This window comes from Clostridium aromativorans (assembly GCF_020908015.1).
Lineage (GTDB): Bacteria > Bacillota > Clostridia > Clostridiales > Clostridiaceae > Clostridium_B > Clostridium_B aromativorans.
Window position 1 is genome coordinate 39,358 of the sequence record NZ_JAJJPB010000004.1, and the last position, 12,932, is coordinate 52,289.

Sequence of the window (12,932 nt, forward strand, 5' to 3'; positions counted from 1 at the left end):
TAATTATCTCCCTTTTTTAGGGGTCTGACCCCCTGACATTTTTTGGAAGGGGGTCAGACCCCTAGCTTATCAAAACTATCCAGTGATTTTTCTATTTTATCATATGAAATACAGTAAGAAAGTCTGAAATAGCCCGGACATTTGAAAGATGATCCCGGGACTATAAGAAGATTGAATTTTTTTGCCCGCTGTGCAAATTCAACATCATCCGGTATCAACGATTTTGGGAACAGATAAAAGGCACCATCTGGTTTGACACAGGAGAATCCTATTTTTACAAGATGGTTGTACAAAAGATCCCGATTTTTTTTGTATATGTTCACATCCACTTTTGAATCCACACATTTTGCAATGACCCTTTGAAACAGTGAAGGCGCATTTACAAATCCCAGGATTCTGTTGGCTACATTCAAAGATTGCATTATGTTATCAAAATCATCTGCATCACTGCTGCAGACTACATATCCTATTCTCTCTCCAGGAAGAGAAAGTGATTTGCTGTAAGAATATCCGACAAATGAATTTCTGTAGTAATTCAATATATAGGGTACTTCCACTCCGTCATATACTATTTCCCTATAGGGTTCGTCGGAAATCAAATATATACTGGTATTAAACTTCTGCTGTTTTCTATTCAAGACTTCTGCCATGCCCTTAATGAGCTCTTCCGAATATACAACCCCCGTCGGGTTATTTGGTGAATTTATTATTACAGCTTTAGTCCTGGAATTCACTTTGTCCTCAAGTTCATTTAAATCGGGCTCAAAAGTTTCACTGTCCGAGGGTATAATGACAAGCCTTCCATCAAAATTTTTTACATAGTTTTCATATTCTCCAAAGAACGGCGAAAATACAATAACTTCATCTCCAGGATTTAAAAGAGTTTTCAAAATAATATTTAATCCGCCTGCAGCCCCGCAGGTCATTACTAAATTGTTTTTAGTGAGTTTCACATTATATTTTTTGTTGATATTTTCAGCAATTTTGGCCCTTACATCTTCATAACCGGAGTTGTTCATATATCCATGGACTAAATTAGGAGGCTCTTCCCTCAATATTTCATATACAGCCTCTCTTATAGATTCAGGCGGTTTTACATTGGGATTGCCCAGACTGAAATCAAATACATTTTCTTCTCCATAAATTGAAGAGAGCTTTTTTCCCTCCTCAAACATAGCCCTTATTATGGAGCTTTTAGATACATATTCCTTCATTTTATCAGATATCACCTATTTTACCCCCTACCTCAATAATTTTAAATTATATTTGATTAATTATATAAAATATTCTAACACAACCATTGCCAATTCACAATTCACAATACACAATTTACAATTATGCTTGCAATTAAACTGTAATATTGGTAAACTCACTTTATAGTTTTTGAGATCAATCAATATATAAAACAAGGAGAATCTTATGAAAATTGCAGTGATATACGGTACAGAACATCGAGGAAGTACTTATAGTATTTGCCAGCTATTTTTAGAAAGACTACAACCGGAGACAAGTGAAATTACAGAATTTTTTCTGCCAAAAGATATGCCAAATTTTTGCCGCGGATGCAGTTCATGTTTTACTATAGGTGAAAAAGCATGTCCTCATTATAATCAAGTCAATCCAATAAGAGAGGCAATTGAAAAAGCAGATTTAATTATTTTTACAAGTCCCGTATATGTATTTCACGTGAGCGGGCAGATGAAGACATTACTGGATCATTTCGGCTTTCAGTGGATGGTACACCGTCCTAATAAGACAATGTTCTCCAAAATGGCCTTAGTTATTTCAACGGCTGCCGGCGGCGGAATGAAATCTACAATTAAAGATATTGTGGACAGCTTGACCTTCTGGGGAACAGGTAAGATATTTACCTACGGCAGGGCAGTTGCCGCCGTAGACTGGGAGGGTGTAAGTGAAAAGAAAAAAGTAAAAATTCATGGGGATGTAAAAAAATTATCCGATAAAATCCTGCACAGATGCGGTAAGGTAAAACCCAGCCTAAAAGTAAAGGCCCTCTTTTACGCTATGCGCTTTGTCCAGAAAAAATTTACCTTCAATGCTGTTGATAAAAAATATTGGGAAGAACAGGGATGGCTAGAACATAACCGTCCCTGGTAGTTTTATTCAATGAACAGTGCACAATGCACAACTGACAGCACAAAATGCACGATGGGCAATTGACAGCGCACAATACACAACTGACAATTCATGATGCACAATTGGCGGTTTTTAATTTTGGGCAAAGATTGAAAAGCCTATAACCGCTATTATAAATACAATCAGACCTATATATATGGCCATTCCTGCAGGTCTCCCTGCATTTATTGTCCAGCCTATGCCAAACCTCTTTTCCACAAAGAGGAATGGATCATCAGGGTTGTAATATATGGTGTTCGCCAGCTTCCAAAAATTATCATCATCTTTATCCGTAAATTCAGATTCGATTTTCCCAGAGTCCTGTTTTCCTATTTCTATATTGCTTCCTCCCTGTCCTATCTTTATAGACAGCACCACGCTGATCAAAGTTATAAATATGACAAAGACTATGGTGAAAATGAGCACAAACAGGTGTGAAATTTCAATTATATCAAATATTTGAATGGTTCCAACAGTCAAAATCAAATTCACCGCTACCGCAGAAAACACCGCGTATATGGACCATATTCTCCTGAATCTCCTGTTTTTTTTCACGGAAATTTCAGGGTTTGAAACATTTGTCTGCTGTTTTGACCAGCCTATGATCTTATACACTATGAAAAGCATGAGAGTCACTGCCATTTCAGTAAAAGGCATTTCCCAGATCAAAAATATGGATTTTGTCTGATAACCGTTGATATTTCCTGAAAGATCCCAGTGAGTGGGCACCCTATTGGGCAAAGGTGCATAATTTGCATATCCCAAAATTATATTTATCAAAATTATTGATACGGGAATCAGAAAAAACCATGGCGATACCAGAGTTTTTCCCTTGTCCCTGGAGTAACCTACATCCACTGCCACAGCCTGCTTTTTTCCCTCAAACCAGGAATTCTTCAATTTAAGAGCTTTAACAGCCCTGTTGGATATCATATATACCAGAAAATCTATAAAGACGAAGGCAAAAACAGTAAACAAAATCACAGCTGCACTCAGGAATTTGTAATTTAGAAAACTAAACAGCAGCATAAATGGAATCCCTATTATCAGATTATTTTTTATAAACTGCCTTTTTATATCTTTGATTTCAGCACTGTCCATTTTATCTCCAGGTATTCTTACTCCAAATACAATTTCCTTTCTGGTAAAATTCGGTGTCAGCATGTTGATGACAAGTATCAATAAAAATATAAAGCACAAATATATACATAAAAATAAATTTTCCTTCATTAACATTCACCTGCCTTTATTTATTTTGCAAATCGTATTTTTGATATATACCGGAACATAATTTCAATATATCTTCCAATTTATCATCCCTCAAATAGGCTTCTGCCAGCAGATAGGTCAATTCCCTCACCAGCTTTTCATTAAATTCCTCACTATTTTTAGGATAGTTTTGATTTATAACAGCTCCTGTTCTTCTGTCTATATTCAAGTATCCATCAGATTTCAATATATTATAAGCTTTATTCACGGTGTGCAAATTTATCCCTATATCCTCCGCCATCTGTCTCACAGAAGGCAGGCTTTCCCCCGGCTTCAGATCTCCAGCTGCTATTCCCTCTATAATACTCCTTTTAAGCTGTTCATAGATGGGCATTTCAGATTCAAAATCAATTTTAATTATCATAACTACCCTCCTATTCTATTTGTTATATATAATATATAACAAATAGAATAAAATTGCAACATTTATTCAATTGACAATTGACAATGAACAATTGACAGTGCACAGTGCACAATTCACAGTCGACAAAAAAACAGAGTTCAAAGCATAAATATCAGATGATGAGGTTTGATATTTAAGCCTTGAACTCTGTTTATTACTCACGGGGATAACCTGGACTACTCTTTATAAAATCTGGCTTTTTCCCTCAGGGTTTTCAGCTTTTCAATGGACTTTAAAAGTGTGTCATCCTTCTTTGCAAAATGAAGCCTTATCAGATAATTCACATCTTCTTTAAAGAAGCTTGACCCAGGAACCGCCCCTATTCCAACTTCTTTTGCCAGCCACTCACAAAATTTCAAATCATTTTTTACATTAAATTCCGAAACATCTATGAGCACATAATAAGCTCCCTGGGGCTTCACATATTTAAGTCCTGCCTCGCTCAATCCCTGGAGAAACAAATCTCTCTTTTTCGTATATAAATTCTTCAGCCAGTCATAGTACTCCATAGGCAGTTTAAGCCCGGCCACAACTGCTTCCTGAAGCGGTGCCGCCGCCCCCACCGTAAGAAAATCATGTACTTTTCGCACATTTTCTATTACCCTCTCGTCACCTATAACATAGCCTATTCTCCACCCGGTTATGGAATAAGTCTTGGAAAAGGAGCTGCAGCTCAAGGTTCTGTCAAACATTCCCGGAAGTGAAGCAAAATAGACATGTTTATGGGGATCCATTACAATATGCTCGTACACTTCATCCGTTATTACGAAAGAATCATATTTTTCTGCTAGACGGGCTATGAATTTCAATTCCTCAAGTGTAAACACCTTTCCTGAAGGATTTGACGGGTTACAGAGTATAAGGGCCTTCGGCCTTTGCTTAAAGGCATTTTCAAGTTCAGTCTTGTTGAAAGAAAAATCAGGCGAATAAAGAGAAACATATATTGGCTCAGCTCCGCTCAATATGGCATCTGCAGCATAATTTTCATAAAAAGGCGAGAATACTATTACCTTATCTCCCGGATCACAGACAGTCATGACAGAAGCCATCATAGCCTCAGTACTGCCGCAGGTAATTACAATCTGGGTATCCGGATCTATGTCAAGTCCCATGAATCTGGACTGTTTTTCTGCAAGAGCTTCTCTCAAATTCTGTGCGCCCCAGGTAATGGCATACTGATGAGGTCCCTTGACTGCTGCTATTTTAAGTGCTTCCTCTATCTCCTTAGGAGGATCAAAATCAGGAAAACCCTGAGACAAATTAATTGCTCCATATTTGTTCGATATTCTCGTCATTCTTCTTATAACAGAATCGGTAAAATTAATTAATTTTCTGCTCAATTCAGGCACTACAGCCACATCCTTTCAAATTATCAATACATCAAATAACATCTGAGAATAAAGTAAAAGTCTGGGGATATACCTCAGACTTAAAATCGCAAAATATATTCTCATCTTTCAGCTTCCGCTGCAGGACTTAGCACCAATATACAACGACGTACTGGTTGCCGGGTTTCAAAGGGCCTGTTCCCTCCACCTCTCTTGATAAGTTCAAGATTTATATTAAATTATGCTATTAATTATAATCATTTAGATATGTCCTGTCAATATACCTGATTTTCCCCATTTCGTTCTACATAGCATACACCGACAGTTCCCGGTCCTGAATACACACCTACTATAGGGCTTATCTGACCTATCATGTATATATTTTCCACGTTGGGAAGTCCAGAAATCCTGTTATAAATATTTTCGGCTTCTTCTCTGGCATTGCCGTGAACTACATATACGTCGCAGGGGCATTTAGCTAAAAAATCATTACCTATGTCTATCATTTTACTTAAAGATCTCTTCCTTCCCCTCACCTTATGACGGGTAAAACATATGCCCTGATCATCGTCAAAGTACACTATTGGCTTTATATCCAAAATCTCACCTATTGTACCCGACAGTCTCCCTATACGCCCTCCTTTTCTGGCATACTCCAGAGTGCCGAATACGAAAAAAAAGTGCATACTCTTCTTTATCCCAGGTATGCAGTTTACAATTTCACTAAAACTTCTGCCCTGATCCAAAAGCCTTCCACACTCTTTTAAAACTATACCCTCTCCCAGGGAAGTGGATTTGGAATCATAAACATACGATGACAGTTTATTATGTTTTTTGCTTACCATTTTCAAAGCATTATATGTACCTGAAAGTCCGCTGGAAATCGTAACAGCTACCACATGAGTATAGTTTTCCCTTTCCAGCCTGTCAAAAACACTTTCCATATCGTCTATTGAAGGTAGAGAAGATTTTGGAATTTCATATTTCATGCTGTCATATACTTCTTTTGGAGTGATCTCAACTTTATCTATATATTCCCTATCCTTATATATAATCCTAAAAGGCAATATTTCTATGCTGTACTTTTTTATGGTTTCATCATCTATGTCACAAGCAGAATCTGTCAAAAGTGCAATTTTTTCCATAAGGTTTCTCCTCCTACTCATACTTACCATAAATTATATCATACCGAGGGAAAATTATTCAAATTCTACAAAAGAGACAGACTTTTAAGCAGATATATGCCTATAAATATAGTAAACATTGAGAAAAAAGTGGTCAAGATCACAACATCTCCCGTGAGCTTGTAATCAGAATTCATTTCCTCAGCCATTACATAACAGGAAATAGCAGAAGGTGAAGAAAACAATATAAATATGGCACCTAGATCATATTTTCTAAATCCCATTAAAAACGCCAATGTGACAACTATACAGGGAACTACTATGAGCCTCCCCACAGAAGCTGTTATGGAGTATTTCAAATTTTCCTTTACACTCTTAAATTCCAGCTGGGCACCTAGTGTTATAAGGGCCAGAGGAGTACCAAGGGAAGCAACATCGGAAACAGCCCTTTCCATAAACAAAGGCAGTTTTATGGAAAACAGCTGAAAGACTATGCCCAGAAACGATGCTATGATAAGCGGGTTTTTCACTATTCCCACAAGAGTATACTTTATTTTACTTCCTATACCGCTTTTGTCACCTCTTTCGTCAAAAGCCGCAAGTACCAGCACCGCAAAAAAATTATAGGTGGGAATGACTATGGGCAGCAAAAGAGAAATAGGTCCCATATGGGATTTTCCAAGCATGTACATTCCCATGGGAACTCCAAGGAGCACAAAATTGCTCCTATATATAGTATGTATCACAGCAGAAGCCCTTTTCCTGTCCTTAATAAACAACGGTACAATAAGCCAAAGTACCAATACTGAACCGAATATACATAAAAATACAAATATCATGAGTTTAGTGTTGGCTATATCGCTCAATTTGGAGACATATATATTTTCAAAAAGCAGTGTAGACAATCCAACTCTAAAATTAAATTTGACAGCAGTATTTATAAACCTGTCATCTATAAGTCCTACTTCCTTTATGAAATATCCCAGTGCAATTACAATAAATATAGGCATTATCACGTTAAAACTAAATATTAAATTATCCAATTGTCCAACCCCCAAGTCTGTTAAGAAAGCTAGTCCTATCAATCTGAATCAACAACCATCTGGTTATTTTTAAGATTATTTTAAGCTTTATCCTAGAAGATATATATAATTATATTCCCATACTAGATTTTAGGAAAGGAGTTTCAAGATATATGAAAAAAATTTTTTCAAAAAACAGTCTATTGAAAATAATCCTAATTTTTTTAATGTCATTATCATTTTTACTATGCATCTACAGTGTAAAAAACTACAAGTCAAATTCCTATCCACAAAACAGGACAGGACAATTCAGTCAATTTAATAGACAAAATGGACAGACAGGAAATAAAAACTGGAACCACAGTGTGAAGCAAACGCCGCCCGGCAGCAATGCAAACACTCAGAATAACCACAACAATACGATAAACTCCGGTAAGAATGGATTTAATTCTTCAAATAACAAGTTTGCACCGCTTCTCACCGTATACCTGGCAGTATTTCTTGCACTGTGTATCGTAATATATCGCAATTTCATACAGAAAAATATGAAGATAAAATCTGTAAATACCAAAATGCTTATTTTTTCGATGCTCTTTACGGGTCTGTTTCTCAAGATCACATTGTCGACTTTTATGGAGGGATACGGAGGAGATGTGAGGCTGTTTGAAAGCTGGGCGTCTTCTGCTGCAAACAATTTTTCTCAATTTTACATAAATTCCAGTTCCAGCGACTACCCTCCACTCTATATATACGTACTGTTTTTTATAGGCAAAGCAGCAAGTTTAAGTTCATTAAACCCATATTATATTCTGCTCCTGAAGCTGCCCTCAATAACAGCGGATATGGCCACAGCTTATCTAATATACAAATTGGCCCAAAAATATCTTTCTGCAGAAATGAGTGTATTTCTAAGCATATTCTATATCTTCAGCCCGGCTGTATTTATAGATTCGGCCCTGTGGGGACAGGTGGATTCATTTTTTACATTACTCGTTGTACTTTCACTATTTCTGCTGTCAGAAGGGAAAACTGCACTTTCTTCAGTATTTTTTGCCAGCTCGGTACTTATGAAACCCCAGGGAATCATCTTCCTTCCCGTACTTTTCTTTGAACTCATAAGGAAAAAAGATTTGAAAATATTTATAAAATCGGTAATTTCAGCCGGAATAACTGCCCTAGCAGTGATAATACCCTTTTCCGCCAGCCAAAATATAATGTGGATCTTTAAATTATACTCAAATACCATATCGGAATACCCCTATGCTTCTGTGAACGGATTTAATTTCTTTAACTTGATGGGAGCAAATTATGAAAACAGTTCAAATACATTTCTAATATTCAGTTATAAAATCTGGGGATTGGCCGCAATCATTACAATTACAGTGCTTTCCTGGATAATTTATATCAGACGGAAGAGCAGAACCCTGGCCTTTTCCTGTGCACTTGTTCAAATTTCTGGAGTCTTTGCTTTTTCCACAGGAATGCATGAAAGATATCTGTTTCCAGCTACTGCACTGTGCATTTTGGCATTTATATACTTGAAGGATAAAAGATTCCTCACACTGCTCATGGGGTATACCATAACCATCTACGGCAACATATACTATATACTCTTCGGAACATTAAACCGCATGAATTCCAACTCCCACAGCATAATAACCGACGGAATATCTCTGCTAAATGTGCTTTTGTTCTTCTATCTCGTAAAAGTGCTCATGGACAGGGACAAGCAACTTCCGGCAATAGTGAGCAAATTGTAAACAAAATGGCATTGTTCAAATTCAATTTACATTTGATAGGAGTTTTTTAAGAACTTTTTAAGATTAAAAGGCAAGAATTGATATAGGAGAAACCAATAAAGGTATGGAAAGGAGTAAACATTCATATGGACATTAAAAAAGCAGTAATTCCTGCAGCAGGATTGGGTACAAGATTTTTACCAGCTACAAAGGCACAGCCCAAGGAAATGCTTCCTATAGTAGACAAACCAACTATCCAGTACATAGTTGAGGAAGCAGTGTCTTCTGGAATTGAAGAGATTTTGATAATTACAGGTAAAAATAAAAGATCCATCGAAGATCATTTTGATAAATCAGTTGAGCTGGAAGATGAGCTTGAGAAAAACAACAAGACAGATTTGCTGAAGCTGGTCCAAAACATATCAAATATGGTGGATATATATTATATAAGGCAGAGAGAACCCAAAGGACTAGGACATGCCGTAAGTCTGGCTAAGAATTTTATACAGGATGAACCCTTTGCGGTCATGTTAGGAGATGACATAGTTGACAACAGAATACCCTGCCTCAGGCAATTGATAGACTGCTACGAGAAGCACAGAGGATCAATTTTAGGAGTTCAGCCGGTAAAAAAGAGTGCAGTTTCAAAGTATGGCATCGTAGACGGGACAAAAATAGGTGACAAAATTTACAGAGTAAAAAGTCTGGTAGAAAAACCTGATGCCAAAGAAGCCCCCTCAAATATGGCAATTTTAGGGAGGTATATAACAACTCCTAAAATATTTGAAATCCTAGAAAGGACAATACCGGATAAAAACGGGGAAATACAACTGACAGATGCTTTAAGAGCTCTTGCAAAAATAGAACCCATGTATGCCTACAATTTTAAAGGCAGAAGATATGATGCCGGAGATAAACTGGGATTTTTGGAAGCAAACATATACTATGCCCTAAAGAGACAGGATTTGAGAGAAGATCTAATTGACTACCTGAAAGACATAGAAGAAAAAGACATATAAAAAAATAAACCTACTGTATTAAAGTGCAAATGCCGAATTTAGTGGATTTCCGGTATTTGCACTTTGACAACGCAGACATGCAATTTTAAATTTCAAAGGAATTAAATGCCTGCAGGAATCTGTCAACATCTTCTTCAGTGTGTTTTACATTCAAAAATACAGCTTCAAATTGTGAAGGTGCAACATAAATGCCCTTTTTTATCATATGGGTGAAGTATTTCGCAAAAATACCTGTATCACATTTTTTGGCATCGCTGTAATTTTTCACTTTGGAATCCTCTGTGAAAAACAGTGCAAACATGGCACCGCACCTGTTTATCACTACAGGCAGTTTTTTCTGCTCAGCTATATTTCTCACTCCATCTTCCAATTTCTTTCCCAATTTTTCGAGATGTACATAGTACTCAGGATGATCATGAAGCTTTCTCAGCGTTGTAATTCCCGCAGCCATTACAAGGGGATTTCCAGACATGGTACCTGCCTGATACACAGGTCCAAGAGGCGAAAGCTTTTCCATTATATCTTTTCTTCCGCCGTAGGCTCCACAGGGAAGACCCCCTCCTATGATCTTAGCCATAGTTGTAAGATCAGGTTTTATTTTATAGATGCTCTGGGCACCCTTATAGGCAACCCTAAATCCACTCATCACTTCATCAAATATGAGAAGAGCCCCATTTTCATCACACAGTGCTCTAAGTGATTTCAAAAAATTCTCATCCCCTGGAATCACACCCATGTTGCCTGCCACAGGTTCCACTATAACTGCAGCTACGTCACTGCCCTGCTGCTTAAAAATATCTTCTACACTTGAAATATCATTGTACTGGGCTACCAGAGTATTTTTTATACTGTCCTCAGGCACACCTGCACTTCCCGGAATACCCTCCGTCATAACTCCAGAACCTGCTTCCACCAGAAAATCGTCAAAATGTCCATGATAGCAGCCGGCAAACTTTATTATTCTATTTCTTCCCGTATATCCCCTGGCAAGCTTCACGGCACTCATAGTAGCCTCTGTTCCGGAATTGACCATTCTAAGCATTTCCACATTATCCACAGTAGTGCATATATATTTTGCAAGCTGAAGTTCAAGTTCTGTAGTGGCACCAAAAGATATGGCCCTTTCACTGGTATCTTTTATGGCCTTCACCACATCTTCATCACAATGGCCCAGTATCATGGGTCCCCAGGAACAGACAAAGTCTATATACTTATTTCCGTCTTCATCGTATATGTAAGCCCCACTGCCGCTTTTTATCACAGGCGGATTCATCGGCACATCCTTAAAGGCCCTCACCGGACTATTGACTCCCCCGGGCATATATAATTTGGACTCGTTGAATATATCATCGTTTCTCATTTTAATCTGCCTCCTCATTGACAAAATATTTTATTTATAAGTTTCATGTATTCTTTTTCCCTGCCTTCAAGCTTTCCCTCTTTTAAAACCTTTATGGCCCTATTTATATACACCTTGGCGGTGCTCTCTATCATAGTTTGTACAAGTTTTTCATTGTCCTTGGTATATCTTTTATTTTTGAAGGTCTTTATCCTCTTTTCACATATCCGGCTGCCAAATTCCTTTATTTTCTGTATTTCAGGAGAAATCTCATCCAGGGACCGCCACTTCAAAAACTCATCTATGTGCTCATCTATAATATTCCTGCACTTTTCCATTTTTTCTTTTCTCATGATTTTATTTTTCTGATCAATAGCACTTATACGGTCTATATCATACAACTCAACATTTGAAAATGTCATTACATCCCTGTCTACATCCCTTGGCACTGCCAGATCAAATATAAGCAATTTTTTATCAGGAAGTTCATCCTTTGAAATTACTGTATGAGGTGCAGACGTACAGCTTATTATGCAGTCCACATCTTTATAATAGTCCTTTCTCCGGTCAAAAGTTATAAATCTAACCCAGCTGCATTTTTTATATAGTTTGTCCACTTTATCCAGATTTCTAACTGCCACGTATACAATTTCCGTACTCAAAGAATTCAAATATTTAAGAACAAGCTGTCCTATTTCGCCAAAACCCAGCAGCATATATTTTTTCATCTTTCTCTTTTCTGATTCTCTCACCACTATGGAAGGAACCGATACGGGTATCTTATATATTTCACAGGTGTTTTTAAATTTTTTGCCGCAGGTTACAGCACTCTGGAACAGCCTCTGAAGCTGTCCTCTAATGGTTCCAGTTTTAAGAGCAGCACTATAGGCGGTTTTAATTTGTCCCAATATCTGATCCTCGCCCAAAATTTTGGAATGAAAACCACAGCTCACCTTCATGAGATGTCTGATTGCATTTTTATCCTCTACATAGAATATATAGTTCTCAAGCTCTCTATCCCATCCCAGGCGATCAAATACAGCACAGATCAGATCTTCCCTCTGTAAATCAGAGTTCACGTATATCTCCGTTCTGTTACAGGTACTTAAAATCAGCACATTTCCTGTAACATCATATATGTCCCTCAATTTGTCTACAAGCCTTGCCGGTATAATGGAAAACTTCTGCCTTATTTCAATATCACATTCACTTTTCACTCCAATAAGTTGTATAATTTTTATCACCTCCATTTATAAAAATGATCCTTTCAACCAAGCTGGCAAAAGGATCATTTACAATCAGATATAATTACACATTACCGTAAAAGTAACTCATTAATATACAGCCCCCCCTATCGCCTGTAGAGTTAAAGGTGCAAAGCACAGGCAGGTCTTCTGACTTAAGATTCATCATCTAAAATACGCCTTCCCAGTTTCCAAGTGGCTCATATAAATTAGATTCATCTAATACAGCTACAGGATAGCTCAGGACTTTCACCTGATTCCCTTTTAATCAATCATATCAAACCCGTACTTATTATCAAATTTTACTTA

General features: G+C 37.2%; 11 protein-coding genes and 2 riboswitches. Of the genes, 3 read left to right on the forward strand and 8 right to left on the reverse strand.

Features of this window, described 5'->3' with window-relative positions:
- Positions 1-53: 53 nt before the first annotated feature.
- The gene (locus tag LN736_RS05285; protein ID WP_179978495.1) at positions 54-1,229 is read right to left on the reverse strand and encodes a pyridoxal phosphate-dependent aminotransferase; all 1,176 of its coding nucleotides are present in this window, start codon (positions 1,227-1,229) and stop codon (positions 54-56) included.
- Positions 1,230-1,419: 190 nt separating this feature from the next.
- On the opposite strand from LN736_RS05285, the gene LN736_RS05290 reads away from it, so the two are divergent.
- On the forward strand, positions 1,420-2,118 hold the full coding sequence (locus LN736_RS05290; RefSeq protein ID WP_229981136.1) for a flavodoxin family protein: 699 nt from the start codon (positions 1,420-1,422) through the stop codon (positions 2,116-2,118).
- 111 nt (positions 2,119-2,229) lie between these two features.
- Here LN736_RS05290 and LN736_RS05295 read toward each other — a convergent pair whose 3' ends face one another.
- The 5 genes from LN736_RS05295 to LN736_RS05315 all read right to left on the reverse strand — a co-directional run bounded on the left by LN736_RS05295 (position 2,230) and on the right by LN736_RS05315 (position 7,303).
- Positions 2,230-3,366 carry a DUF1648 domain-containing protein gene (locus LN736_RS05295; RefSeq protein ID WP_229981137.1) on the reverse strand — a complete coding sequence of 379 codons (1,137 nt, stop codon included), beginning with the start codon at positions 3,364-3,366 and terminating at the stop codon, positions 2,230-2,232.
- Positions 3,367-3,382: 16 nt separating this feature from the next.
- Complete coding sequence (locus LN736_RS05300) at positions 3,383-3,769, reverse strand: GntR family transcriptional regulator (protein ID WP_229981138.1); 387 nt, start codon at positions 3,767-3,769, stop codon at positions 3,383-3,385.
- A 215-nt stretch (positions 3,770-3,984) separates the two neighbouring features.
- Positions 3,985-5,157, reverse strand: coding sequence for a pyridoxal phosphate-dependent aminotransferase (locus LN736_RS05305; RefSeq protein WP_229981139.1), 1,173 nt, complete (start codon positions 5,155-5,157; stop codon positions 3,985-3,987).
- 98 nt (positions 5,158-5,255) lie between these two features.
- Positions 5,256-5,359: riboswitch (SAM riboswitch) on the reverse strand.
- Positions 5,360-5,411: 52 nt separating this feature from the next.
- Positions 5,412-6,281 carry a DegV family protein gene (locus LN736_RS05310; protein WP_229981140.1) on the reverse strand — a complete coding sequence of 290 codons (870 nt, stop codon included), beginning with the start codon at positions 6,279-6,281 and terminating at the stop codon, positions 5,412-5,414.
- 65 nt (positions 6,282-6,346) lie between these two features.
- The gene (locus tag LN736_RS05315; RefSeq protein WP_150355537.1) at positions 6,347-7,303 is read right to left on the reverse strand and encodes an AEC family transporter; all 957 of its coding nucleotides are present in this window, start codon (positions 7,301-7,303) and stop codon (positions 6,347-6,349) included.
- A 152-nt stretch (positions 7,304-7,455) separates the two neighbouring features.
- Between LN736_RS05315 and LN736_RS05320 the strand changes: the two genes are divergently transcribed.
- Positions 7,456-9,042: a glycosyltransferase 87 family protein gene (locus tag LN736_RS05320; RefSeq protein ID WP_229981141.1), complete on the forward strand. Its 1,587-nt coding sequence runs from the start codon at positions 7,456-7,458 to the stop codon at positions 9,040-9,042.
- 125 nt (positions 9,043-9,167) lie between these two features.
- Positions 9,168-10,040 (forward strand): UTP--glucose-1-phosphate uridylyltransferase GalU, encoded by an 873-nt coding sequence (gene galU / locus LN736_RS05325; protein ID WP_179978491.1) that lies wholly within the window; start codon positions 9,168-9,170, stop codon positions 10,038-10,040.
- 85 nt (positions 10,041-10,125) lie between these two features.
- On the opposite strand, the gene hemL is transcribed toward galU, so the two are convergent.
- Together hemL and hemA are read right to left on the reverse strand one after the other, a co-directional pair.
- The gene (gene hemL / locus LN736_RS05330; protein ID WP_229981142.1) at positions 10,126-11,400 is read right to left on the reverse strand and encodes a glutamate-1-semialdehyde 2,1-aminomutase; all 1,275 of its coding nucleotides are present in this window, start codon (positions 11,398-11,400) and stop codon (positions 10,126-10,128) included.
- A 14-nt stretch (positions 11,401-11,414) separates the two neighbouring features.
- Positions 11,415-12,629, reverse strand: coding sequence for a glutamyl-tRNA reductase (gene hemA, locus LN736_RS05335; protein ID WP_229981143.1), 1,215 nt, complete (start codon positions 12,627-12,629; stop codon positions 11,415-11,417).
- A gap of 117 nt (positions 12,630-12,746) precedes the next feature.
- Positions 12,747-12,925, reverse strand: a riboswitch (cobalamin riboswitch).
- Between the last annotated feature and the right edge of the window lie 7 nt (positions 12,926-12,932).

Excerpts from the sequence above, each read along its gene's own strand:
- LN736_RS05290 (WP_229981136.1), top strand. The coding sequence starts at position 1,420 with ATGAAAATTGCAGTGATATACGGTACAGAACATCGAGGAAGTACTTAT.
- LN736_RS05295 (WP_229981137.1), bottom strand. The coding sequence starts at position 3,366 with ATGAAGGAAAATTTATTTTTATGTATATATTTGTGCTTTATATTTTTA.
- LN736_RS05300 (WP_229981138.1), bottom strand. The coding sequence starts at position 3,769 with ATGATAATTAAAATTGATTTTGAATCTGAAATGCCCATCTATGAACAG.
- LN736_RS05310 (WP_229981140.1), bottom strand. The coding sequence starts at position 6,281 with ATGGAAAAAATTGCACTTTTGACAGATTCTGCTTGTGACATAGATGAT.
- LN736_RS05320 (WP_229981141.1), top strand. The coding sequence starts at position 7,456 with ATGAAAAAAATTTTTTCAAAAAACAGTCTATTGAAAATAATCCTAATT.
- galU (WP_179978491.1), top strand. The coding sequence starts at position 9,168 with ATGGACATTAAAAAAGCAGTAATTCCTGCAGCAGGATTGGGTACAAGA.
- hemL (WP_229981142.1), bottom strand. The coding sequence starts at position 11,400 with ATGAGAAACGATGATATATTCAACGAGTCCAAATTATATATGCCCGGG.
- hemA (WP_229981143.1), bottom strand. The coding sequence starts at position 12,629 with ATGGAGGTGATAAAAATTATACAACTTATTGGAGTGAAAAGTGAATGT.